The organism is Flavobacterium sp. KMS (assembly GCF_000813005.1).
In the GTDB taxonomy this organism is placed as follows: domain Bacteria; phylum Bacteroidota; class Bacteroidia; order Flavobacteriales; family Flavobacteriaceae; genus Flavobacterium.
On record NZ_JSYP01000009.1, the window covers coordinates 102,203 to 124,705 of the forward strand.

Genomic DNA, 22,503 nt, shown 5'->3' on the forward strand with positions numbered 1-22,503 from the left:
TTGATATTTTAACAAAAAACCATCCATAAAATTTAAAAAAATGCCATTTTCCTTAGTATAAATCAACAAAATCACTTTAATACTCAAGAGATTACGCAAAACGATATTTTCTTAACGTTTTGATAACATTATCCGATTAAAATGTTATAATTTTGCCAAAAACAATTAACTAAATAACAAATGAAGACAATGAAAAATTGGTTACTCACGGGACTATTGTTCATGATGGTTTCAACCGTATTTTCGCAAGGAAAAATCACAGGTACAATTACCGATGGTTCTAATTCTTTACCTGGAGCTAATGCTGTAGTTAAAGGGTCATCAGACGCTGGCTCAAGCGATTTTGATGGTAAATTTTCTATTACAACTTCAGTAGCCTCTGGAGAAGTAGTTGTTTCTTACTTAGGTTACGACTCTAAAACAATTAAATTTTCTGTTTCTAATGGAGGAACTGTTAATTTAGGAGCTATCGTTTTAACATCAAACTCTAACCAACTAGACGAGATTGTTGTAAAAAGTACTGTAGTTGATATCGCTAAGGACAGAAAAACTCCTGTTGCTGTTTCTACTATTAAAGCTTCAGAAATCCAAGCAAAATTAGGAACTCAAGAATTTCCTGAGGTTTTAAGAAATACTCCTTCAGTTTACGCTACAAAAGGTGGTGGTGGATACGGAGACTCAAGAATCAACATTCGTGGATTTGACCAAAAAAACATTGCCGTAATGGTTAATGGTATGCCAATTAATGACATGGAAGGTGGAACTGTTTACTGGAGTAACTGGGCTGGACTTTCTGATGTAACTTCTGCAATGCAGGTACAAAGAGGTTTAGGTTCTTCTAAACTTGCTGTTTCATCTGTAGGGGGAACAATAAACATTGTAACTAAATCTTCTGACATCAAACAAGGAGGTTCATTTTCTTCTGGATTTGGTAATGCAAATTATTTAAAATTACAAGGATCTTACAATACTGGAAAATTAGATAACGGACTTTCTGCTTCTGTATTATTATCTCAAACAATGGGAGATGGATATATTAACGGAACTGAATTTGAAGGAACTAACTACTTCGTAGCTTTAGGATATGCTACAAAAGACAACAAACACGATTTTCAATTTACTGTAACTGGTGCGCCACAATGGCACAACCAAAGATCAACAAACATATCAATTGAAACTTACCAAAAATACGGTTCTCTTGAAAACCCAAATACAAGATACAACGCTGATAATGGGTACTTAAATGGTGAGAGATACAATATCAAAAAAAATTACTACCACAAGCCTGTTGCATCTATCAACTGGGATTATAAAATAAACGAAACTACTAAACTTTCTAGTGTACTTTATGCATCATGGGGACGTGGAGCCGGAGCAAGTGGTGCAGGAGGAATTAGAGGAAAAGTTTATAGCGATGCTGTTGCTTTTAGAGATGCTAACGGATTAGTAGATTATGATAAAATCGCAGCATACAACTCTGGTCAATCAGTTTTCATCAATGGTTTTACAGGTCCACAAACTAGAGCAAAAATAGACGGAGTTTACCAAAACGGTTTTAGTTCTGGAACTAATGCTCCTGAAGGTGCTAGTACTGGTACTTCTGGAATTTCACAAACTTCTTCTATCAACTCTCATGACTGGTATGGAGCAGTAATCAACTTGAATAAAAAATTAAGCAATACATTAACTTTAGATTTTGGAGTTGATGCTAGAACTTACAAAGGATATCACTATACAGTTGTAAATGACTTATTTGGTGGTGGAGAATTCTTTGATAACAGTGTTGCCGATTTAAAACCAGACGGTAGACACCTTACTTCTACTTACTCAACATCTGTACAATGGAATCCTTTCCAAAATAAGGATTATGACAAAATTTCATTTAACAGTACTGGAAATGTAAGATGGTACGGAGCTTTTACTCAACTTGAGTACTCTAAAGATAATCTAACTGCATTTATACAAGGAGCAATTTCTCAACAAGGATACCAAAGAGAAGATGATTTCTTATACAAAACTACAGATCCATTATCTTCTACAGATTTTAAAAACATCTTAGGTGGTAACGTAAAAGGTGGTGCAAACTACAACATTAATGAGAAAAACAATGTGTATGTAAATGCAGGTTATTACTCTAAACAACCATTCTTTAACTCAGTTTACCCAAATAACAAATCTACAGTAAACCCTAACCTTACAAACGAAAAGATTATTGGTTTTGAAGCTGGATACGGATTCCGTTCTCGTTTCTTTAATGCTACTGTAAACGTTTACAACACAACTTGGAATGACAGATACTTAAAAGGTAACCCACTTCCAACTACTACTGAATTCCCTTCAAATACAACTTATACAGAATATTTAGGACTTAATGAAGTTCACTCTGGAATTGAGTTTGAAGCAAATTCTAACATAACAGATAAATTAAAAGTTAACGCTATGTTCTCTTACGGAATTTGGGAATACAAAGGAAACGCAACTGTAAATGCTTATTTACAAGCAGATAACACTCCAATTCCAGCATATACAGGTGTTACCGTTTACATGGACAAAGTAAAAGTAGGTGATGCAGCGCAAATGACAGCTTCTTTAGGAGCTTCTTACGAAGTATTACCAAGAGTTACTGTTGATGCTAATTACAATTACAATGACAACTTATATGCAGGATTAAGCCCAGTTAACTTTACATCTCCAGATAACAAAGGAGCATTAGAGCTACCTAATTACGGAGTAATGGATGCAGGTTTCTCATACAAAATGCTTGTAGGTAAAGACAAAAACAGATCAATGAACTTTAGATTAAACGTAAACAACGTTTTAGACAAAATTTACATTGCTGAATCTAGAACTAATTATTTTACTGACGATTTCATCAATGGAAAAAATGGACCTACTTATGCTTCAGCTGGAAAAATATATGACGGTGTAGCAACAGGTAACCAAGTATTCTTTGGTTTCGGAAGAACTTGGAACTTTACTTTACGTTACGATTTCTAAAAAAATCACAACATAAAATTCACAAAAACGGCATTGGCTTTTTAGCTTAATGCCGTTTTTTTATGCCATAATTTTGCTTATATTTGTTTAAAAAACTTTAGTTCTATGTACGAATTCATACAAAAATTTCACTCAGGATGGGCTTATATTGTCTTAATCCTTCTATTAGTTGCAGTTATAAATGCAATTATTGGTTTTACCTCAAAAAAAGATTTTACACCAACAGATCGTAAAATTGGTCTTTTTACATTAATCGCTACTCATACGCAATTACTAATCGGATTAATCCTTTATTTCGTTTCTCCTCTTGGAAAAGCTGCTTTCGGACAAATGTCAAACGCAGACCTTAGACTTACATCATTAGAACACCCATTAATCAATATTATAGCTATCATTTTGATAACTATCGGATGGTCAAAACATAAAAACCTGACTACTAGCGAGTCAAAATTCAAAACATTTGCAATATTTTACGGATTAGGATTAGTACTGATTCTAAGTAGATTACCATGGAAGTTATGGTTCTAAAAACACAAATAAAGCCCTAATTACAGGGCTTTTTTTAATTTCGGCATATTATTTGTGTAAGTATATCCATCTTAAAAATAAAATTTATGAGTAATAAAACAACCATCATACTTTCTATCCTAATCATTACTTTTTTAAGCTGTGGTTTTTCATATCTAAACGGTCAAACCAAACCAGTAGATCCTAAAGTAATACAGGATACTTTAAAAAACCAAAAAAATAAAACTGTTGCCTCCCCTACTAATACAGAAAAAGACTCTATAACTATAGATAAAAATTCCAAGTTAAAAATTTACAAAAAATCTGCTCACGCTTCCTATTATTCAGATCGTTTTAATGGTCGAAAAACTGCAAACGGAAGTCGCTTCAACAACAATAAATATACTGCTGCTCACAAAAAACTTCCGTTTGGTACTAAAGTAAAAGTTACAAACGAAGCCAATGGAAAATTTGTAATTGTAGAAATCACAGATAGAGGCCCATTTGTAAGAACACGTGAAATAGACTTATCAAAACGTGCTTTTATGGACATCACTAAACACAAAGGTGCCGGAGCAATGACTGTAACTATCGAAACAATAGAAAAAATTAAATAAATTTTCGGATACTCATCATGATTCCAACATGGAGTGCTTCGTGGTAGTTGTTAAAAGACAATGCATCTTCAATATTTTTAAAGATAAAACCAAGACTTGTTGTTAACTCATTATATGTTTTAAACGCATTAGCATTATAATCTGCTTCTGTTTTCTTTATAGTTTCAAAAAGCAAAGATTTAATTTCTTGAAGTTCTGCTTGTGATACATCACCTTCAGGCTTGGTGTCTTTTCTATATTTTGCAACCAACTCGTCCGAAACCATCATTGGCAACCCTGATAACTTATAAACCAGAAGTTGTTGTGTAACAACAATATGCGCAACATTCCAAATTATATTATTATTAAATCCCTCAGGAACTTTGTTTAATTGCTCTAATGAATAATTATCTAAAAATTGTAAAATTAAATTTCTGCTTACTCTAGTTGCTTCAAATGCTTGATTCATGATTATGTTTTTTTTTATAAAAATAAACAATTTAAATATTAAATGAATTTTCTTTGCACTCAAAACTTTGATACTATGAACAAAATATACTACCTCGCTTCTTGCGATACTTGTCGTAAAATTATAAAAGGATTACCTAAAGATAATGACTTGGTTTTTCATGACATCAAGCAAAATCCAATTACTGAAACTGAGCTTGAGGAAATGCATCAACTATCTGGTAGTTACGAGGCTTTATTTAGCAAAAAGGCCCAATTATATAAATCTATGGATTTAAAAAACAAATCCCTGACCGAAGCCGATTTTAAGAAATACATATTAGAACATTATACTTTCTTGAGCCGACCTGTCTTTATTATTGACGAAAAAATATACATTGGCAACTCGCAACAAAATATCTTACAGGTAATGAAGGTTTTAACCAAATAACCATCATCAACAATACACCAAATATTTCATTATCTTTGCCCCTCTATATCCAATTTATATGATACAATCCATGACAGGGTTCGGCAAAGCTTCTTTGCAATTACCAACAAAAAAAATTACTGTAGAAGTAAAATCGTTAAACAGTAAAGGTTTAGACCTTAATGTGAGAATGCCTTCACTTTACAGAGAAATGGAGTTGGGTTTACGCAATCAGATTGCACTGAAACTAGAAAGAGGTAAAGTCGATTTTTCTATTTTTATCGAAAGTACTTCCGAACAAACATCTACGAAAGTAAATGTTCCTATCGTGAGAATTTATATCAACCAACTGAAGGAAGTTTATCCTGAAGCTGATGAAACTGAATTAATGAAAATGGCTATTCGTATGCCAGACACATTAAAAACGGAACGTGAAGAAATTGATGAGAATGATTGGGAACAAATTCAAACTGTAATCGAGGAAGCTTTACAAAACATCTTGAATTTTAGAAAAGATGAAGGTGAATCTCTTGAAAAAGAATTTCAATTACGAATAGGTAATATCCGTCAGTACATGACAGATGCTTTAGCATTAGACCCAGAACGTGTTCAGGCTATCAAAGACCGTTTGCAAACTGCAATTTCTGAACTTAAAGTAAATGTTGATGAAAATCGTTTTGAGCAAGAACTTATCTACTATCTAGAAAAACTAGATATAACTGAAGAAAAAGTACGCTTGACCAATCATCTTGATTATTTCCTTCAAACTATCGATGGTACTGAAGCCAATGGTAGAAAATTAGGTTTTATAACTCAAGAAATGGGACGTGAAATCAATACTATGGGTTCTAAGTCTAATCATGCTCAAATGCAAAAATTGGTCGTGATGATGAAAGATGAACTTGAGAAAATTAAAGAGCAGGTTTTGAATGTTTTGTAAAAACTAGAAACCAAAAAAGATATACTAAATAAAAGCTTAAAGCATAATGCTTAAGGCCAAAAGCATAAGTAATGAAAAAAGGGAAATTAATCGTATTCTCAGCACCTTCCGGTTCAGGAAAAACAACCATTGTTAGACATTTATTAAGTAAAGAAGATTTAAACTTAGAATTTTCTATTTCAGCAGCCTCACGTGAACCTCGCGGAGAGGAAGTTCATGGAACTGATTATTACTTTATTTCATTAGAAGAATTTAAAAAACATATTAAAGCCGAAGATTTCCTGGAGTGGGAAGAAGTATATCGTGATAATTTTTATGGGACTTTAAAAAGCGAAATCGAACGCATTTGGGCTTTAGGAAAAAATGTGATTTTTGACATTGATGTTTCTGGAGGATTACGTATTAAGCATAAATTTCCTGAAGAAACTCTTGCCGTTTTTGTAAAACCACCAAGTATCGATGAGTTGAAAATTCGTTTGAAAAAACGCTCGACTGAAAGTGAAGACAAAATTAATATGCGTATTGCAAAAGCATCTGTAGAATTGGCAACTGCTCCGCAATTTGATAAAATCATCAAGAACTACGATTTGGATACTGCCAAAGAAGAAGCTTACCAACTGGTAAAAGAGTTTATTAATAAATAAGATCACGCTCTAAAAAGCAATATAAACGCCAATTATTTTAAAAATAAAAAACAGTACTATTATGAACAGATTATTTCAGGTAAAAAGAAGCGAAAACAAAGTCGATTTTATTATTCTTATAATCCGATTATCAATTGCAACATTGATGATTTTTCATGGTTTACCAAAGTTAAATACACTTTTAGCCGGAGGTGAAATTCAATTTCCGGATCCTCTGGGAGTAGGTAGTACGTTTTCTTTAGGTCTTGCTGTTTTTGCCGAAGTTGTATGTTCATTTCTTATTGCAATAGGTTTAGCAACAAGATTAGCTTCGATTCCTTTAATAATAACAATGTTAGTTGCTGTATTTGTTGTTCACGGAGCTGACCCAATCGATGTTAAAGAAATGGCGATTTTATATCTATTATTTTATTTACTTCTTTTTGTAACAGGAAGTGGTAAATTCTCGATAGACAATTTCATTAGTAAAAAGAGTCGTTTTTAAGCTTAACAGCTATTATTTTAGAACAATTTGAAAGTAAAAAAGATAAAACCTCATCCAGTTAAAATACTGATGTAGTTAAAGCTATTTAATCTATCAAACAAAATTACCTTTTTTATGAAAATTGGTCTTTATTTCGGAACTTTCAATCCCATACATGTTGGGCATCTTATCATTGCCAATCACATGGCAGAACATGCCGATTTAGACCAGGTTTGGATGGTAGTTACACCACATAACCCTCTTAAAAAGAAGGATACATTACTAGACGATTACCATCGTTTACAAATGGTTCATTTGGCTACAGATAGTTTTGATAAATTAAAACCTTCAGATATTGAGTTTAAACTCTCTCAGCCTAATTATACTGTAAATACATTAGTTCATTTACAAGAAAGATATCCTAATCATGAATTTTCATTGATTATGGGCGAAGACAATTTAAAAACACTTCATAAATGGAAGAACTACGAAGTGATTCTTCAAGATTATGACATTTATGTTTATCCAAGAATTTCATCTGAAGTAGAAAATTTAGAACTAAAAAATCATCCTAAAATTCATTTAATAGATGCGCCAATTGTAGAAATATCTTCTACTTTTATTCGTAATAATATTAAAGAAGGAAAAAATATTCAGCCATTATTACCCGAGAAAGTCTGGGAATATATTGACCACAATAATTTTTATAAGAAGTAAAAAAGCTGTCTGAAAAATATTTTTCAGACAGCTTTTTTTATCATTTTAAAGATTCTTAACACACAATCTTGTCTTTTCGACGAAGGAGAAATCTACACAAGTAGCTCCTTCCTAATGTTGTGAGTCCTTGTCGAGTTTCTAGTGGAGATTTCTCCTTCGTCGAAAAGACAAATACAACGGCAAAACAAACATTACTAAGAACGAATTAATCCCGAAGCTTCGGAATTAATCCGTTGAAAACATTACACCATTACACTTAATTGAGTTTTAACTCTCGCTCTAATCTCAGTTAATGAGTGGTCGATTAATAATTTTCCATCTCTAAAGACTTCTTTTAATTCCCCTTTACCCTCTTCTTCCCAAGAAACATTATCTGTTAATTGATATACACCATCTACTAGGTCAATTTTCATTAATCCTTTAGCCGATTTTTTAGTTCCATCATCAGTAATTGGATCTTTAAAGATTGCTCTTCCTTCTCCGTTTACTTCACCATACGTAGCTTTCATTGCAAAACCAAAAGTATCTCTGGTATTGTATTGGTACGTAAATGATCCAATTCCTAAAACCACATTTGTAGAAGCAAAACCTTTGGCTTTTAATCTTTCGCAAATTTGAGTGGCTCTCGCTACAGTAATACTATCACCATATATTGCCCCAATTTGTGGTACTAATTCTTTATATCCTTTGCTATTTGTAGTTCCTCCAAAAACATCCCAGATTAACTCAATAACACCTTTCTTTTCTTGTTCTGTCTTCCCGTTTGGATTACCACAAATAATGTCAACAGGATCTCCACTATCAGGTCTAATTACTACTTTACCTTCTCTAGAAAGAATCTCTTCTTTTAATCGAGGCAAATAATCAATTAACACTTTCCATAAATCCCAAGTGTCAGAAACGATAGAAACAATTCCTTTAGGATACACTTCGCAAATCAATCTTTTAAAAGTTTCGCATTCTCCCTCAGTAGTTCCCATACACATTACAGAATGTTCTGTTGCAGCTACAGATCCAGCAACTAGTTCAACATCGGAATTAGCGTTATAATATTCCTCTAGAAAATCAATTGCAGGAATTGTGTCAGAACCTGTAAAGCTTAATAAATGTCCCGCAGATGAAGTTACCGCAGCTTCTATTCCTCCCATTCCTCTCATAGAGAAATCATGTCCTTGCCAATCTACAAACTCTGGAACTGATGAAGTTTCTTGTGCGTATTTATCAAGTACAATTCTATACTGCTTAGCAATTGTTGCAGAGTTACAAGGCAACCAAACTACTGCTGAAAGTAATGTTTCGAAATAATTTGTTAACCAAAAAAACTCTGGTATTGTATTATACATCGTAAACATAGGCACACGAACAGGAACGCTTGCTCCTTCTGGCAATGCTTTAAAAACCATCGGTATATATCCTAAATCATGTAAATCCTCAATATGTTTGGTTCCAACTTGGTTTTCGCCTAAATAATTATTGATTCTACGAGAGTATTTTTTTATAACTTCTTCTTTTGGTTGTTTAAAAAAGTATAAATCGAAATCCTGAATAATATATTTTTTGATAAAATATTGCAATCCAAAAAATACAACTTCATCAACTCCTTCGATTCTAGATTTTCTCGGTGTCCAGTTAGAATATACTAATGATGTTCCTGTTGGATATTGTCTTCTGTGGTCAACTTTGTAACCATCTGTTAATAATAGTGGGTTCATGGTTTTATTGTTATTATTATTTATTTCTTCCTTTTTCGTTCGGATATAATTCCTGAACTATATTACTTTGCCAAACTGTTTTTGTCTCAATATCCATACAGGATAATTTCCCGTAAAAAGCAGCTCCTGTATCAATATTCCAAACATTACAACCTTGCATAGGAACTTGAATATTGTAATTTAATGTTGGTGTATGACCTATGTATATTTCTTCGTAAAGTAATAATCTTTTGGGGTATAAAAGCGAATCTTTTTTTATTCGTTTATCCATTATCAACGCCATTTCCCATAATGTTCTGTCCCAAGAATAATTACTCGAATAATGTTCCTTCTCTGGACCGTGCATTGATGAAAATCCTGCGTGAATAAATAGGCGATTTTGCTCATCAACATGATAATCTTTCATACTTTCGAAAAAGAACAAATGCTCCATTATTTTCTCAGTAGCATAATTTTCATAGCTTTTTATAGTCACCGTTCCTCCGTGTTGCAACCAAATACTATTTGGCTTTCCTGATTGTAACCATTCTTGACACCAAATATCATGATTTCCTTTAATAAATATACAACTATGTGTTTTATTCAATTCGATAAGAAAATCAATTACAGCTGCCGATTCGCTCCAACCATCAACATAATCTCCCAAAAAAATAAGGTGGTCATTTTCTTTAACCTCCACTCTTTCTAATAATTGAACCAAAGCTTTTAAACCTCCGTGAATATCTCCAATAACTAATGTTCTCATTATATTTATTTATAAATGAAGTAGTGGTTTTTGTTACTTAATAATCCCAGATTAGTCCTTTTTCGTTTAGTCTATATTGGTACTTTTGGGTATCGCCGAAAGTTTTATATTCTTTGTAATTTCTATTTATAATTTCATCATAAGCCAAAAACATTTGATTAGAAGCAATATGAAAAGGCATTCTTCCGCATCCAGTACATAAACCCGGAATTGTGACTGTTTCTATTTTAGGATTATTTATACAAGCTATCAAAATTGCTTTCATAGCTAGAAAGGCATTTAGTGAAGTTGCAATATTAAAGCTCATCGGAACTCGCATAGTTGGAGCTGAGATTAAAAAGGGAACTTCACTATCTCCTGTTTCTAATGTGATTGATCTTCCAATTAAGAGTTCTCTTTCATCAAGTTGAGCAATTTTTACTTGAAGTTCATCCTGCAAATGCCATCCAAATCTTTCTGACAAATGCCAATCTAATCCTCCGTCCATGAATCCAAATGAATTTGCTGGACTTACTACTGCATCAGATTTTATTTTTGTAATATCCCCTTTTATTATACTGAGATTCTCACATTCTGAAAAATCATTTCTCCATGAATTGCCAAGTTCATCTTCTAAGTAAACCAATTTTATATGCAGCATATTTTTGAATTAAAATTGAATATATCTAACCGGAACAGCATCTGTTAACCAAACATTATTTTCAGACAAATAAAATTTAAATCCGTCTCTGTGCATGGCACCACTTCTAATGCTTAAAATCTGTGGAGATCCTCTTCTTCCACCCACTTTAATAGCTGTTTCTCTATCCTGGCTAAGATGTACGTGTTGACGGCTCATTTTCTGGAGTCCTTCTTTTTTGATACTATCCATAAACTTCCCAACTGTTCCGTGATACAAGAACTCCGAAGGTTCAGCTTCATTCAGGTTTAACTCAACCGAAATTGAATGCCCCTGACTTGCTCTTATTTTAGTTTTATCTTCATTAAAAGCAAATCTTTTCTTATCGTTATTTTCTACTACATAATCCAGAAGTTCTGAATCTAATGTATTTCCGTTTTTCGAACATTTTGCAATCAATTCTTCTACATCTGCCCAACCATTTTCGTCTAGTTTTAAATTTATGGTTTCTGGCGAATGTCTGAGTACTAAACTCAGGAATTTGCTAATGTTTTTTGCTATTTTTTCATTCATGATTTCTATGAAATTTTTAATTTCTTATTTAATTCTTCATCCTCAAAAAGGAAAGGTCTCTCAGCGGAAACCATCAAATATTCTAATTGTTTATTCTGAACAAATTCATATTGTTCTTTTACAAAATCTGAAATATCCTCGATTAATACTATATCCTCTTTTGCAAAAGATTTTATAAAGTCATCTCTTAAACCAATCTGAATGGCTCTTCTCTCTAACTTATTTCCGTAAGGATCATGATCTGGATCCCATTGTAATCTTATTGATGATGTTTTTACCTGCGTTTGCCATTCTTCACGACTTATTCCAAGTGATGAATCATAAGACGAGTAAACTGCATTTTGTAAATACCTATTGAATGCTGAAATTTTAAGATGAATTGCCAACACCACTTCTTGTCCTTCTTTTGTTCCCCATCCGTTTCTGTACATCATCCACAGAAAATTAGGCTTAATCCAAGTCATTCTAGTAAGACTAAACTCTCCACCAAAAAATTGATTTTCAACTGCAAAATCCCCTATTTCTTTTCGGTATGATTGATAAACTATTATTTCCTCCTCGTCATATTGAGCCATAATGTGATAACCTGATTTTGGCCATTCTGCAATTTGCTCATCATATTTTTTTAATTCTATTTTCATTTTATTTTGCTCACAATATGTTCATTGTGCTGTTTTAATTAAAACAGATTGATTTTTAATTTTATCTAAAAATCATATACTGTTGTTTCTATGTTATTATCAGAAAGTGTTTCCAAGATAATAGGTTCTATCATCTCCCACTTTCCTCCTGCTAAACCACAGCCAATTCTTGGCATATGAATACTAGCTTTATTCTTGTTTGCAAAAAGAGCAACTTCTTTTAAGCCTTGTTCGATAGCATCGTATCTTATTGGAGCATTTCCATTCTCGTCCTTATTAATTTTGTGCTGACCAATTAAATTAGCAACCCAAAGATCCTCTTCAACTTGGACAAATTGAACTTTACCCAATTCAAAATCAACTTTCGATTTAAACCATTCTCTATATTGATTTTCTGGTTTTTTCCATCGTTTTGAAATAGCCATTACAAACCCTTTTCCCCATCCACCTATGTCATTACATATGTGAACAATTATCTTATTATGTCCAGATTCTGGAGATGTTGCATCGCCTTTTATATATTGAATATCTTTCATACCCTACTATTTCAATTCATCTCTAACTTCCATCAAGGCAAAACCCAAAAGATTCAACCCTTTCCATTTTCCAGGATTCATAACATCTTTATGATCGCTCGCCATCCCGATTCCCCAAATTGCATCGACAGGACTTGCTTCTACTAGAACCCTCTCTTTTGTATTTAACAGAAAAGTCTTTAATTCCTCATTTTGACTGAATTTATGGTAGTTCCCTTCTTTTACAATTTCAAATCTAGCGGCTAACCAAAGAGTTTCATTATAATTCTTTACTTCTCTTCCCAACTTTTTAGCTTCGGCTGGAGAATTTGCTTTAATAATTTTTGGTAAAACTTCATTGTCTTTAAACAGTTCGGCTTTTTTAGCCATCATCCAATGTTCTGCCGTTTTGTAAACTACTTTATCAACTTCAAAAGAACTTAACCACCACTGACTGAAACAAGTTTTAGAGATACTTCCGTCTTTATTGGGCTGATGTCCCCAGAAAAATAAAAACTTACTTTCCGATGTTAGGTTTTCTATAATGTATTTCATGATTTATTTTTTAAAAGTATCCTCAAAACACTTAAAACTTGATTTTTTTTCGGAATTACTAAATATTGCAAAGACTATTTTTTTAAAAGCACCTGCGTATTTTTCAGTAATAATTTCCTTGAACAAATGTGCTACATCTTTGGTTTCATTTCTAAAAACGCCACAACCCCAAGCTCCCAAAATTATTGTATCACTTTTTTGCTTTAAAGCAATTGCCAAGACTTTATCCATTCTGTTTTTAAAAACCTCTTCTGTTGCAGCAATTTCTTCTTTCCTATTATGTTGCAGCATCGCGCCTTTGTTTGGCGCTGGAGATGTGATAATGTCTGCAACTAATGGTTTTTCAAAATAATTTCCGCTATCATCATTCCAAAACAAGACATTCGGACTATAAATCATGTAATCTGAATATAGAAATGAAGACTGATTTCTATTAAAATCATACATCACTTTGTCTTTGATTTGTGTTTCATAAAGGTTTGAAGATCTAGCTAAACTTTCTTCCTGAGCAGAAGCACCTCCTAAAAATCCACCGCCTGGATTTTTTGCAGAAGCAAAATTCAAGACGCAAATTTTGCCGTTTTTCTCTTGAACAATTGCTTCAATTGTAGAACAATTTTTCGTTATAATCTCTGTTTCAAACTTATTTTCAATTGGAGTTTTCAAGATTGCATCCCAATCGTTTGGCTCAATTGTAAACGTATTTTCTATAGATTCTTCAAGTTCTTTATCTATGACAATCTTTTCCCCTTTATATTCATAAAAACCATTCTTTATGATTTCTAAAGTTTTATTTGCTATTTCTACTCTATAATTTTTATTCATAATTCTAATTTTATCACTTCAACACTTTCGCCTTCAAAATCTTTGAAAGAATTCGTTGTGAATATTTTCTCGAAACAATCTAAAACTTCAAAGCCTTTATTGAAAATTCCGTGGCTTACAGCCAAATATAATTTTCCTGCATTCTTGTTTTTTAGTTCTTCTGCCAATCCTACAAATGTTCCTCCACCATCACAGATATCATCTACAATAAGACAATCCATTCCTTTTAAGTCTTCTTCATAAACTTTAAAACCAGATAATCTTCCTGTTTTTACATCACGACTTTTGCTACATTCAACAACATCTACTCCTCCTAAAAACTCAGAAACTTTGTAGATTTTTTTCAAAGCACCACCATCAGGAGAAATCAATTTTACATCGTTTCCTATTGTTTTAATAACTGCTGCTATAAAAGTATGATTCGGGATTACTTCACAATTGTTTACCAAAGCTGGTGTAACTTCAGAATGTGCATCAAAAACAAACACTTTGTTTAATTGCATTGCATTGATAATATCCGCATATACTTTTACAGACAATGGTTCTCCTTTTATCATTACACGATCTTGTCTTGCTGCTGGAAAATAAGGAATAAACAAATCAATAACTTTTACATCCATTCTTCTTAAAGCATCAACTGTTAGACACAACAATCCTAAATCGTTGAATGAATTTAATCTATGTGTGATTGTAATTTTTTGATTGACATCAAAATCAGGATTAATTTTGATATGTGGTTCTCCTCCAGAAAAAGTAAAGCTTTTAAAATCTATTTCTTTTTGTCCTGTAAAAGGGGTAAAATTTGGGTCTAAATTAAGTATCATAGTTTTTTTGTTTTGCGTTAATTATACGCAAATATACATTTAATATTTATACAAACAATTATTTTGTGTAAAATTTACGCAAACTTAATTTCAAAGTGAAATCCTTCCTTCAATAAAGCATTGTATTTCTGCTGATTGAACTTAAATAATTTTGCGGGCCTTCCTGTTTTATTAGGCGAAAAATTATCTGTTTCCTGAATAATCCCAAAACTTAAGATCTTTTTTCTGAAATTTCTTCGGTCTATTTCTTTCTCCAGGATTGTACAATACAAATTCTCCAGTTCCGAAAATAGAAATTCTTTTGGCAACAAATCAAATCCGATTGGTTCGTAAGTAAGTTTTGCTTTTAAACGCTCAATCGCTTTTTTTAGAATTAAATTATGGTCGAATGCCAAAGCAGGAATAGCATCCACTTGAAACCATTGTGCATTATCTGCATCAGAATCGGCTTTAACTTTTAACTTCGAAGGATCTACCAATGCAAAATAAGCAACAGAAATTACCCTGTTTCTCGGATCCCTGAAAACATCATCACCGAAAGTAAATAATTGTTCAAAGTGATTCACCGTAATATTAGTTTCCTCTTTTAACTCACGTTTTACAGCTTGTTCTAGTGATTCATCATTTTTTACTAAACCACCAGGTAAAGCCCAATACGATTCTTTAGTTCCAAATTTTTGCTGAATTAAAAGCACATATAATTGATTGTTCTGGTATCCAAAAACAATCGCATCAACAGCAACTCTAATATTTTGATTTTCTATCATAACTCTAATGCGTAAAATTTACACAAATATAACAAAGAAGAGTCAATTTTATAATTTATGCTATTGCAATAAATTATAAAATTGACTCTCCTAAATATGTTTTCTTCCTGCTTTTTTAATTTACCGTTATACTTTTCTTTGGGCTTGTAGTACAACTGCCTCCGTCTTTGGAAATAGTTACTTCCGCTGTAACTTCAAATGTTCCGGCAGCACTGTAAGTATGTGCTACTGATCCCGTAGTAGTGCTTATAACTTCAGAAGGAGATCCATCTCCAAAAGTCCATTTTACAGAACTTATCGTTTTACTTCCATAATATTCTATAGAATAATTAATTTTCTTAGAATCAGTTTCATCTTCAGAATGTTTTAATTTCATTAAAATTGAATCTCCTAAGCAATCTACTATTGCCTCATCTTCGCTCTTACTGCATGAATTACTCATAAAGACTACAGCGATCATTATTAAAATTATTTTTAAATTATTCATTTTTCAAAAATTAAGTTGTTTAGCCATCAAAATTATTCTTTTAAAAATAAAAAATAAAGGATTACGGCTAAAATATCTTACTAAAAAACAACTTTAATTCTGTAGCAATAATTTCAAAAATCGGACTCAGGTTACTGTTTTTTCCTGATAACAGGAAAACATCAATACTTGGCATTTCCTTACTATCCCATAATAACTGTAGTTTACCTTCCTCAATCAATTCTTTTGCATTGCAATTCCAGGTTATCCCAATTCCGCTATTTTTAGAGAGTACTCTTAGCATTTCACTTTCATTAGGAATAATATAATTAGGAACCATCGAAGGTCTTTTTTTATTAAAAACGTGCAGCCAGAATAATTTAACATGAGGAATTCGTGCATCATGACTATACCATTTTTGCTCATTAAGCCATTGTTCTATTTCAGAGGATTCTTTAGTTTTTAACTTCTGCGTAAACTCATTTACCTCAAGTTGTGGTGACGAAACCATAACTAATTTAATTTTTCCAACAACTTCCTGAATAGTATCAAACGTATCAAATTGCTTGGTAATAATTGCAAAATCAAGTTTTTTGGCATCTACTAATTCAAAAAGAGTATCATTATCATTAAAACTAAAATCGATAAAATCAAATTTAGATATTAAGACACTACCTAAGCTAGCAAACAGGTTTTTAGAAATGCCAACAGAAATTAATCGATTTGCATCGGATGCTTTGGCTCGAAACCCATTCTCTACGTTTTCGAGACGGTCAAGCGCATCTATAATCAAATTATTAAGTAACTTAGCGTAATCCGTTGGTTCGACTCCTTTTGATTTTCTGTTAAAGAGTTTATAACCAACGTGTGCTTCTAACATTGATATCTGCTGGCTAACTGCGGGTTGACTAATAAAAAGCTCTTTGGCAGCCAAAGAAAAATTGCCATTTTTATATACCGATTTAAACGTTCTGTACCATTCTAGATTAACCATGATATAAATATATTTATCACAAACATAATTTATTTTATTTTTACTAATACCTTAATTGCTCTAATTTTGTATCAAATAAAATACATTATGAAGAAAATCGCTCTATTTGTTATTATCGCATTAACTATAAATTGTGCTAAAACTACTGCGCAAAAAGTAAATAAAAAAAATATGAAAAAAGTATTATTTGTTGTTACTAGTCATGATAAGCTGGGTAACACAGGCGAAAAAACCGGATTTTGGACAGAAGAACTTGCAGCGCCTTATTATGCTCTTGTAGATAAAGGAGTTGAGATAACAATAGCAACACCACTTGGTGGTTCAACCACCTATAGATCCTAAAAGTGCAGACCCAGCATCGGCAACCGAAGACACTAAACGATTTGATGCTGATAAAGTTTTATTAGAAAAATTAAAACACACCATTAAATTATCAGATGTAAATCCTGCTGATTATGACGCTGTATTTTATCCTGGTGGTCACGGTCCTTTGTGGGATCTAGCCGAAGACAAAAACTCGGCAGAATTAATCTCCGCATTTTACACACAAAATAAACCTGTAAGTTTTGTTTGCCACGCTCCTGGAGTTCTTAAGGATGTTAAGGTAAATGGGGAATTTTTAGTAAAAGGAAAAAAAGTTACTGGCTTTTCTAATGCCGAAGAAGAAGCAGTAGGATTAACAAAAATAGTTCCGTTCTTGCTTGAAGATGCATTACAAAAAGATGGGGCAATTTATTCTAAAGGACCAAACTGGGAACCATACGCAGTTGAAGATGGATTATTAATTACAGGACAAAATCCAGCATCATCAAAATTGGTAGCTGAAAAATTATTAAAAAAATTAACTAAATAAGAATCTAAGATACTGAGTCGCTAAGTCGCTGAGATTAAAAAAAAACTTAGAACCTCAGCGCCTTAGTATCTTAGTAACTAAAAAACAAAAAAAATGTTAAACTTTGAATTATACAATCCGACAAATCTAGTTTTCGGAAAAGGACAAATTGAAAAACTAAAAGACCTTGTTCCTCAAGGAGCTAAAATATTATTAGCTTACGGAGGTGGAAGCATCTTTAAAAACGGAATTCACGAACAAGTAATCAATAATCTAAAAGGATTTAATATTGTAGAATTTGGTGGAATTGAACCAAATCCTCATTTTGAAACTTTGATGAAAGCTGTTGCTGTTATTAAAGCCGAAAAAATCGATTTTATCTTAGCTGTTGGTGGTGGATCTGTTATTGATGGAGTTAAATTTATTTCGGCTGCGGTTAATTTTGAAGGAAACCCGATTGATATCCTTCAAAAACGTTTATTGATTAAAGAAAATGCAGTACCATTCGGGACAGTTTTAACATTGCCTGCAACGGGAAGCGAAATGAATTCTGGTGCTGTAGTAACCATCGAATCTACTCAGGAAAAATTGGCTTTTGGTGGTAGTGCTTTGTTTCCTAAATTCTCTATTTGTGACCCAACTGTTATTGCTTCTTTACCAAAAAGACAATTACAAAATGGTGTTGTAGATGCTTATACGCACGTAATGGAGCAATACTTAACTTATCCTCATGAAGGATATTTACAAGATCGAATTGCCGAAGGTATTTTACAAACCTTAATAGAAATTGGTCCAAAAGTAGTTGAAAACCCTACTGATTATGCACTGGCTTCAAACTTTATGTGGAGCTGTACAATGGCGCTTAACGGATTAATACAAAAAGGTGTACCGAGCGATTGGGCAACTCACATGATTGGTCATGAATTAACTGCTTTGTATGGTATCGATCACGCAAGAACATTGGCAATTGTTGGGCCTAGTTTATATCGTGTAATGTTTGAAACTAAAAAGGGAAAACTAGCACAATACGGAAGACGTATTTTTAACCTAACTGGTTCTGATGATGAAGTAGCAAAAGAAGCAATTAACCAAACAGTTGCTTTTTTCCATACTATGGGAATGGATACTAAACTATCTCAATATACAAACGACTATGATAAAACAGCCGACTTTATAGTAAATCGTTTTGAAGAAAGAGGTTGGAAAGGTTTAGGAGAAAACCAATTGGTTACTTTAGATAAAGTAAAATCGATTGTAGAAATGAGCTACTAGTCGCAGTATTTTGTCTTAGTTAAAAACTGAAAACTAAAAAAAGGCGTTCTTAAAACTTATTAAGGACGCCTTTTTACAATACTAAAACAAAACTAACTAACTCAATTCTTTGTAAATTCATTTAACTAAAATTCTAATTCATAAACTACTACAACGTAAGAATCAGCTACTTATTGTATATTTTGTAAAAAATAATTATTTTTTTTTATTAGATTTTAAACTAATAAAAAACGAGATAGTTTCTGTATATTTTGATATGTATTTTTCATACCAAAAGCGTTTGTTAGCATGAATTTTTCGTACTATTCGTATAATATTAGTACTTTTGATAAAAATTAATAATTATAATGAGCGAAAATTTAAAATTTGCAGTAATTGGTGGTGGAAGCTGGGCAACCGCCATTGCAAAAATGTTATGTGTAAATCTTTCCGAAATTTCGTGGTACATGCGTAATGACGCTGCTATCGAACACATTAACAAATACAAACACAATCCGAATTACTTAAGTTCGGTAGAGTTTGATACTACTAAATTAAAGCTTACTAATAATATAAATGAAGCCGTAGAATATGCTGATTATATTATTTTTGCTATTCCATCGGCTTTTTTAAATGCTGAATTAGAAAAATTAACAGTTTCCTTAGATAACAAAGTTATTTTCTCGGCTATTAAAGGTATTGTTCCTGAAACAAGTTTAATTGTTGGAGAACATTTTCATATAAAATATGATATCCCGTATTATAACATTGGTGTTATCACAGGACCATGTCATGCCGAAGAAGTTGCTCTTGAGAGACTATCTTATTTAACAATTGCATGCGGAGATTCTACTAAAGCTAGTGTTGTTGCCAAGAACTTATCTGGAAATTATATAAAGGCCAAGATATCTGATGATATTATAGGTACCGAGTATGCTGCAATGCTTAAAAATATTTATGCAATTGCTGCAGGAATTGCCCATGGTTTAGGTTATGGCGATAATTTTCAATCGGTTATAATGAGTAATGCTATTCGCGAAATGAAGAAATTCATCAAGAAAGTCCATAAAATGAAACGTAACATTAATGACTCTGCTTATCTGGGTGATTTATTAGTTACAGGATATTCTGTTTTTTCGAGAAACCGAATGTTTGGAAACATGATTGGAAAAGGATACACTGTAAAAAGTGCGATGATGGAAATGAGCATGATTGCCGAAGGGTATTATGCTACCAAAAGTGCTTATAAACTAAACCAAGGTTATGGTGCAAAAACACCAATTATCGATGCCGTTTATGCTATTTTATACGAAGGTAAAGATGCTAAAACTGTTTTCAAGAAACTTACTGATGTATTGGATTAGTATTTAGTTACAGTCGCAGTAAAAACAGTGGCGGTTTTCAGTCTCAGTTTGCGGTAGAAAGTAAGAACTAAAAAATGTAGAGTATATCTACTATATTATAAGAATAAAAAGAGAGTCAAAGCGATTTATTTCGTCTTGACTCTCTTTTTATTTATTTGAACCTCTTTACTGTTTTACTACAACTGAGACTGAGACTAAAAACTGAAAACTACTTATTCTTTTCCTCCATTTCAAGGAGCCATTTTTTTCTCCATAAACCTCCACCATAACCAGTCAGCTCACCATTCGAGCCTATAACTCGATGACAAGGAATAAGTATAGATATTCTATTCATCCCATTTGCATTGGCGACAGCCCTAACCGCTTCTGGCTTATTAATTATTATAGATTGCTCTTTATACGACTTTACGGCTCCGTAAGGAATTGCTTTTAAAGCTGTCCATACCCGATTTTGGAAATCAGAACCTGGCGAAAAAATCGGAACTGTAAAATCTTTTCTTTCTCCATCAAAGTATTCTTTTAATTGACTTTCTAACACATTAAAATGCTCATTCTCCCCTTGAATAATAGTTGCATTTAGAGTTTTTGCTAAAGCTTTTAATTCAGTTTCAAGCATTTTTCTATCCGTAAATTCAAGCAGGCAAATTCCTTGCTTTACGGCACAAGCATACATTGTACCCAGAGGAGTTTCTATCCTTTTGATATCAATTAAATTCTGTGTTTTACTATTCTTAGGAGAAACTCCAAATACAGATTTAAAAGTATCATTAAATCCACTCAATGATTCATATCCTGCGTCAAAGGCTGTGGCTGTAACACTTTCTCCTTCTTTTATTTTTTTGAAAGCACTATTAATACGAAACATTCTTTGATATGCCTGAAATGTAATTCCGTGATTTTTTAAAAACCATCGTCTCATTTTACTGGGTTCAATTCCTCGTTTAACCAAATCATAATCTTTAAATTTAAGAGATGGGTTTTCAGATAATTCTCTAAGAATATCTTTTATAAAATCGGGTGTTTCATTATATTTTTCTAATGGAAAACAAACTTTACATGGTCTGTATCCTTTTAAAATAGCTTCTTTTGAAGAAGTAAAAAATTCTACATTTTCTCTCTTTGGCTTTCTTGCAGTACACGTAGGTCTGCAGAAAATCCCTGTAGTTTTTACTGCAGTAAAAAAAACACCTTCAAATGAAGTATCTTTATTTACTGCTGCCTGATACATTATATCATCTGTGAGTTTCATAATCGTATTTTTAGAAAATTGGGCTGAAGCTATTTTTTTCAATTATCTCTTTTGTAACCACTTCCAACTGTTTGTTAAAAAATGCGTGCATAAAGTTCCCCATACTAATACGTTTTACTCCTAATGTTTTTAATTCTTCAAAATTAGGAAGATTAGGCATACACATAACATTAAGCGGAACATCTATTGTCTCTGCAATCATTTTTATATCATTCGCATTTGTAATACAAGGGAGAAAAATACCATCTATGTTAGCCGTCCTATATTGTTTTATTCTGTGTATACTTCCATTTAATGCATTTGATAAATCTAAAAGAAAAGCATCACAACGAACGTTTATAAACATTGGGATATTTCTTTTTTTGAGACCACCAACAATCGCTTTTAGTTTGATTGTAAAATGTTCTGCATCTTCTATTTTACGTTCAGATTTTTTTACTTCTGAATCTTCAATATTGATTCCGACAACTCCTACTTCATGCAATCTTATAATGTTAGTAATTATTGCTTCGGCTGTGCTTCCGTATCCTGCTTCCAAATCGACTGTTAGAGGAAGCTTTGTCGAAACTGCAATTCTTTTAATCATAAAAAAATAATCTTCAAATGGCATATCTTCTCCATCTTCATAACCTAAGTCATTTGCAATTGCTGCACTCGAAGTACCAATAGCCTTAAATCCTAATTTTTCATATTGTAAAGCTGTCTGCACATTCCATACATTTCCGATTAATAATGGCGTTTCACCAGAATGTAATTTTCTAAATTCTTCAAATTTTGTTGTCATAGTATATTGCAATTATTTATCACAAAAATACTTTAGGAGTTATGCC

General features: G+C 32.4%; 25 protein-coding genes and 1 pseudogene. 11 read left to right on the forward strand and 15 right to left on the reverse strand.

All coding sequences use genetic code 11. From position 1 onward, the window contains the following. Positions 1 to 180: 180 nt before the first annotated feature. The 3 genes from OA93_RS10680 to OA93_RS10690 all read left to right on the forward strand — a co-directional run bounded on the left by OA93_RS10680 (position 181) and on the right by OA93_RS10690 (position 4,121). The gene (locus OA93_RS10680; protein ID WP_039113182.1) at positions 181 to 2,997 is read left to right on the forward strand and encodes a TonB-dependent receptor; all 2,817 of its coding nucleotides are present in this window, start codon (positions 181 to 183) and stop codon (positions 2,995 to 2,997) included. A gap of 105 nt (positions 2,998 to 3,102) precedes the next feature. Continuing rightward, complete coding sequence (locus tag OA93_RS10685; protein ID WP_039113183.1) at positions 3,103 to 3,525, forward strand: hypothetical protein; 423 nt, start codon at positions 3,103 to 3,105, stop codon at positions 3,523 to 3,525. Positions 3,526 to 3,611: 86 nt separating this feature from the next. After that, positions 3,612 to 4,121: a septal ring lytic transglycosylase RlpA family protein gene (locus OA93_RS10690; protein WP_039113184.1), complete on the forward strand. Its 510-nt coding sequence runs from the start codon at positions 3,612 to 3,614 to the stop codon at positions 4,119 to 4,121. Here the strand turns inward: OA93_RS10690 and OA93_RS10695 are convergent. Next, complete coding sequence (locus tag OA93_RS10695) at positions 4,114 to 4,569, reverse strand: DinB family protein (protein ID WP_039113185.1); 456 nt, start codon at positions 4,567 to 4,569, stop codon at positions 4,114 to 4,116. The genes OA93_RS10690 and OA93_RS10695 overlap by 8 nt on opposite strands. Before the next feature lie 75 nt (positions 4,570 to 4,644). On the opposite strand from OA93_RS10695, the gene OA93_RS10700 reads away from it, so the two are divergent. From OA93_RS10700 to nadD, 5 genes are all read left to right on the forward strand, one after another. After that, the gene (locus OA93_RS10700; RefSeq protein WP_039113186.1) at positions 4,645 to 4,998 is read left to right on the forward strand and encodes an ArsC/Spx/MgsR family protein; all 354 of its coding nucleotides are present in this window, start codon (positions 4,645 to 4,647) and stop codon (positions 4,996 to 4,998) included. 58 nt (positions 4,999 to 5,056) lie between these two features. Continuing rightward, positions 5,057 to 5,917 (forward strand): YicC/YloC family endoribonuclease, encoded by an 861-nt coding sequence (locus tag OA93_RS10705; RefSeq protein WP_039113187.1) that lies wholly within the window; start codon positions 5,057 to 5,059, stop codon positions 5,915 to 5,917. 71 nt (positions 5,918 to 5,988) lie between these two features. Continuing rightward, positions 5,989 to 6,561 (forward strand): guanylate kinase, encoded by a 573-nt coding sequence (gene gmk, locus OA93_RS10710; protein ID WP_035617693.1) that lies wholly within the window; start codon positions 5,989 to 5,991, stop codon positions 6,559 to 6,561. A 61-nt stretch (positions 6,562 to 6,622) separates the two neighbouring features. Continuing rightward, positions 6,623 to 7,045 carry a DoxX family protein gene (locus OA93_RS10715; RefSeq protein WP_039113188.1) on the forward strand — a complete coding sequence of 141 codons (423 nt, stop codon included), beginning with the start codon at positions 6,623 to 6,625 and terminating at the stop codon, positions 7,043 to 7,045. A 114-nt stretch (positions 7,046 to 7,159) separates the two neighbouring features. Beyond that, complete coding sequence (gene nadD / locus OA93_RS10720) at positions 7,160 to 7,741, forward strand: nicotinate (nicotinamide) nucleotide adenylyltransferase (protein WP_039113189.1); 582 nt, start codon at positions 7,160 to 7,162, stop codon at positions 7,739 to 7,741. Between the two features lie 242 nt (positions 7,742 to 7,983). On the opposite strand, the gene OA93_RS10725 is transcribed toward nadD, so the two are convergent. The 12 genes from OA93_RS10725 to OA93_RS10780 all read right to left on the reverse strand — a co-directional run bounded on the left by OA93_RS10725 (position 7,984) and on the right by OA93_RS10780 (position 16,977). Continuing rightward, positions 7,984 to 9,453: a nicotinate phosphoribosyltransferase gene (locus OA93_RS10725; protein ID WP_039113190.1), complete on the reverse strand. Its 1,470-nt coding sequence runs from the start codon at positions 9,451 to 9,453 to the stop codon at positions 7,984 to 7,986. 16 nt (positions 9,454 to 9,469) lie between these two features. Next, the gene (locus OA93_RS10730; RefSeq protein ID WP_039113191.1) at positions 9,470 to 10,201 is read right to left on the reverse strand and encodes a metallophosphoesterase family protein; all 732 of its coding nucleotides are present in this window, start codon (positions 10,199 to 10,201) and stop codon (positions 9,470 to 9,472) included. A 34-nt stretch (positions 10,202 to 10,235) separates the two neighbouring features. Beyond that, complete coding sequence (locus OA93_RS10735) at positions 10,236 to 10,838, reverse strand: macro domain-containing protein (RefSeq protein WP_052259427.1); 603 nt, start codon at positions 10,836 to 10,838, stop codon at positions 10,236 to 10,238. A gap of 9 nt (positions 10,839 to 10,847) precedes the next feature. Continuing rightward, positions 10,848 to 11,390, reverse strand: coding sequence for an RNA 2'-phosphotransferase (locus OA93_RS10740; protein WP_039113192.1), 543 nt, complete (start codon positions 11,388 to 11,390; stop codon positions 10,848 to 10,850). 5 nt (positions 11,391 to 11,395) lie between these two features. After that, on the reverse strand, positions 11,396 to 12,031 hold the full coding sequence (locus OA93_RS10745) for a DUF4291 domain-containing protein (RefSeq protein WP_039113193.1): 636 nt from the start codon (positions 12,029 to 12,031) through the stop codon (positions 11,396 to 11,398). 65 nt (positions 12,032 to 12,096) lie between these two features. Then, entirely contained in the window at positions 12,097 to 12,567 is a 471-nt protein-coding gene (locus OA93_RS10750; RefSeq protein WP_039113194.1) for a macro domain-containing protein, read from the reverse strand. A gap of 6 nt (positions 12,568 to 12,573) precedes the next feature. Beyond that, positions 12,574 to 13,101 carry an NADAR family protein gene (locus tag OA93_RS10755; protein WP_039113195.1) on the reverse strand — a complete coding sequence of 176 codons (528 nt, stop codon included), beginning with the start codon at positions 13,099 to 13,101 and terminating at the stop codon, positions 12,574 to 12,576. Positions 13,102 to 13,104: 3 nt separating this feature from the next. Further along, positions 13,105 to 13,926: a TIGR02452 family protein gene (locus OA93_RS10760; protein ID WP_039113196.1), complete on the reverse strand. Its 822-nt coding sequence runs from the start codon at positions 13,924 to 13,926 to the stop codon at positions 13,105 to 13,107. Then, a complete protein-coding gene (prs, locus tag OA93_RS10765; RefSeq protein ID WP_039113198.1) occupies positions 13,923 to 14,750 on the reverse strand; it encodes a ribose-phosphate diphosphokinase in 828 nt (275 codons plus the stop codon). Before prs ends, OA93_RS10760 begins: the two co-directional genes overlap by 4 nt. A gap of 74 nt (positions 14,751 to 14,824) precedes the next feature. Next, positions 14,825 to 15,517, reverse strand: coding sequence for an NUDIX domain-containing protein (locus OA93_RS10770; RefSeq protein ID WP_039113199.1), 693 nt, complete (start codon positions 15,515 to 15,517; stop codon positions 14,825 to 14,827). Between the two features lie 115 nt (positions 15,518 to 15,632). Beyond that, positions 15,633 to 16,004 (reverse strand): PKD domain-containing protein, encoded by a 372-nt coding sequence (locus tag OA93_RS10775; RefSeq protein WP_039113201.1) that lies wholly within the window; start codon positions 16,002 to 16,004, stop codon positions 15,633 to 15,635. A 67-nt stretch (positions 16,005 to 16,071) separates the two neighbouring features. Continuing rightward, the gene (locus tag OA93_RS10780) at positions 16,072 to 16,977 is read right to left on the reverse strand and encodes a LysR family transcriptional regulator (protein WP_039113203.1); all 906 of its coding nucleotides are present in this window, start codon (positions 16,975 to 16,977) and stop codon (positions 16,072 to 16,074) included. A gap of 87 nt (positions 16,978 to 17,064) precedes the next feature. On the opposite strand from OA93_RS10780, the pseudogene OA93_RS10785 reads away from it, so the two are divergent. The 3 genes and pseudogenes from OA93_RS10785 (at position 17,065) to OA93_RS10795 (ending at position 20,424) form a co-directional block, all read left to right on the forward strand. Then, positions 17,065 to 17,830 (forward strand): annotated as a pseudogene (locus tag OA93_RS10785) (type 1 glutamine amidotransferase domain-containing protein). A 93-nt stretch (positions 17,831 to 17,923) separates the two neighbouring features. After that, positions 17,924 to 19,081: an iron-containing alcohol dehydrogenase gene (locus OA93_RS10790; protein WP_039113204.1), complete on the forward strand. Its 1,158-nt coding sequence runs from the start codon at positions 17,924 to 17,926 to the stop codon at positions 19,079 to 19,081. A gap of 347 nt (positions 19,082 to 19,428) precedes the next feature. Further along, entirely contained in the window at positions 19,429 to 20,424 is a 996-nt protein-coding gene (locus tag OA93_RS10795; RefSeq protein ID WP_039113205.1) for an NAD(P)H-dependent glycerol-3-phosphate dehydrogenase, read from the forward strand. A 208-nt stretch (positions 20,425 to 20,632) separates the two neighbouring features. On the opposite strand, the gene OA93_RS25550 is transcribed toward OA93_RS10795, so the two are convergent. Both OA93_RS25550 and OA93_RS10805 read right to left on the reverse strand, forming a co-directional pair. Next, entirely contained in the window at positions 20,633 to 21,673 is a 1,041-nt protein-coding gene (locus OA93_RS25550; protein WP_039113262.1) for a trifunctional transcriptional activator/DNA repair protein Ada/methylated-DNA--[protein]-cysteine S-methyltransferase, read from the reverse strand. 10 nt (positions 21,674 to 21,683) lie between these two features. Further along, the gene (locus tag OA93_RS10805; protein WP_039113206.1) at positions 21,684 to 22,457 is read right to left on the reverse strand and encodes an isocitrate lyase/phosphoenolpyruvate mutase family protein; all 774 of its coding nucleotides are present in this window, start codon (positions 22,455 to 22,457) and stop codon (positions 21,684 to 21,686) included. Positions 22,458 to 22,503: the final 46 nt, after the last annotated feature.

Bases quoted from the DNA above. Each gene is read 5' to 3' on its own strand.
- nadD (WP_039113189.1), top strand. From the start codon at position 7,160: ATGAAAATTGGTCTTTATTTCGGAACTTTCAATCCCATACATGTTGGG.
- OA93_RS10725 (WP_039113190.1), bottom strand. From the start codon at position 9,453: ATGAACCCACTATTATTAACAGATGGTTACAAAGTTGACCACAGAAGA.
- OA93_RS10685 (WP_039113183.1), top strand. From the start codon at position 3,103: ATGTACGAATTCATACAAAAATTTCACTCAGGATGGGCTTATATTGTC.
- OA93_RS10680 (WP_039113182.1), top strand. From the start codon at position 181: ATGAAGACAATGAAAAATTGGTTACTCACGGGACTATTGTTCATGATG.
- OA93_RS10700 (WP_039113186.1), top strand. From the start codon at position 4,645: ATGAACAAAATATACTACCTCGCTTCTTGCGATACTTGTCGTAAAATT.
- OA93_RS10755 (WP_039113195.1), bottom strand. From the start codon at position 13,101: ATGAAATACATTATAGAAAACCTAACATCGGAAAGTAAGTTTTTATTT.
- OA93_RS10745 (WP_039113193.1), bottom strand. From the start codon at position 12,031: ATGAAAATAGAATTAAAAAAATATGATGAGCAAATTGCAGAATGGCCA.
- OA93_RS10690 (WP_039113184.1), top strand. From the start codon at position 3,612: ATGAGTAATAAAACAACCATCATACTTTCTATCCTAATCATTACTTTT.
- OA93_RS10735 (WP_052259427.1), bottom strand. From the start codon at position 10,838: ATGCTGCATATAAAATTGGTTTACTTAGAAGATGAACTTGGCAATTCA.
- OA93_RS10695 (WP_039113185.1), bottom strand. From the start codon at position 4,569: ATGAATCAAGCATTTGAAGCAACTAGAGTAAGCAGAAATTTAATTTTA.
- OA93_RS10715 (WP_039113188.1), top strand. From the start codon at position 6,623: ATGAACAGATTATTTCAGGTAAAAAGAAGCGAAAACAAAGTCGATTTT.
- OA93_RS10795 (WP_039113205.1), top strand. From the start codon at position 19,429: ATGAGCGAAAATTTAAAATTTGCAGTAATTGGTGGTGGAAGCTGGGCA.
- OA93_RS10790 (WP_039113204.1), top strand. From the start codon at position 17,924: ATGTTAAACTTTGAATTATACAATCCGACAAATCTAGTTTTCGGAAAA.
- OA93_RS10740 (WP_039113192.1), bottom strand. From the start codon at position 11,390: ATGAATGAAAAAATAGCAAAAAACATTAGCAAATTCCTGAGTTTAGTA.
- OA93_RS10775 (WP_039113201.1), bottom strand. From the start codon at position 16,004: ATGAATAATTTAAAAATAATTTTAATAATGATCGCTGTAGTCTTTATG.
- gmk (WP_035617693.1), top strand. From the start codon at position 5,989: ATGAAAAAAGGGAAATTAATCGTATTCTCAGCACCTTCCGGTTCAGGA.
- OA93_RS10760 (WP_039113196.1), bottom strand. From the start codon at position 13,926: ATGAATAAAAATTATAGAGTAGAAATAGCAAATAAAACTTTAGAAATC.
- OA93_RS10780 (WP_039113203.1), bottom strand. From the start codon at position 16,977: ATGGTTAATCTAGAATGGTACAGAACGTTTAAATCGGTATATAAAAAT.
- OA93_RS25550 (WP_039113262.1), bottom strand. From the start codon at position 21,673: ATGAAACTCACAGATGATATAATGTATCAGGCAGCAGTAAATAAAGAT.
- OA93_RS10750 (WP_039113194.1), bottom strand. From the start codon at position 12,567: ATGAAAGATATTCAATATATAAAAGGCGATGCAACATCTCCAGAATCT.
- OA93_RS10705 (WP_039113187.1), top strand. From the start codon at position 5,057: ATGATACAATCCATGACAGGGTTCGGCAAAGCTTCTTTGCAATTACCA.
- OA93_RS10805 (WP_039113206.1), bottom strand. From the start codon at position 22,457: ATGACAACAAAATTTGAAGAATTTAGAAAATTACATTCTGGTGAAACG.
- OA93_RS10770 (WP_039113199.1), bottom strand. From the start codon at position 15,517: ATGATAGAAAATCAAAATATTAGAGTTGCTGTTGATGCGATTGTTTTT.
- prs (WP_039113198.1), bottom strand. From the start codon at position 14,750: ATGATACTTAATTTAGACCCAAATTTTACCCCTTTTACAGGACAAAAA.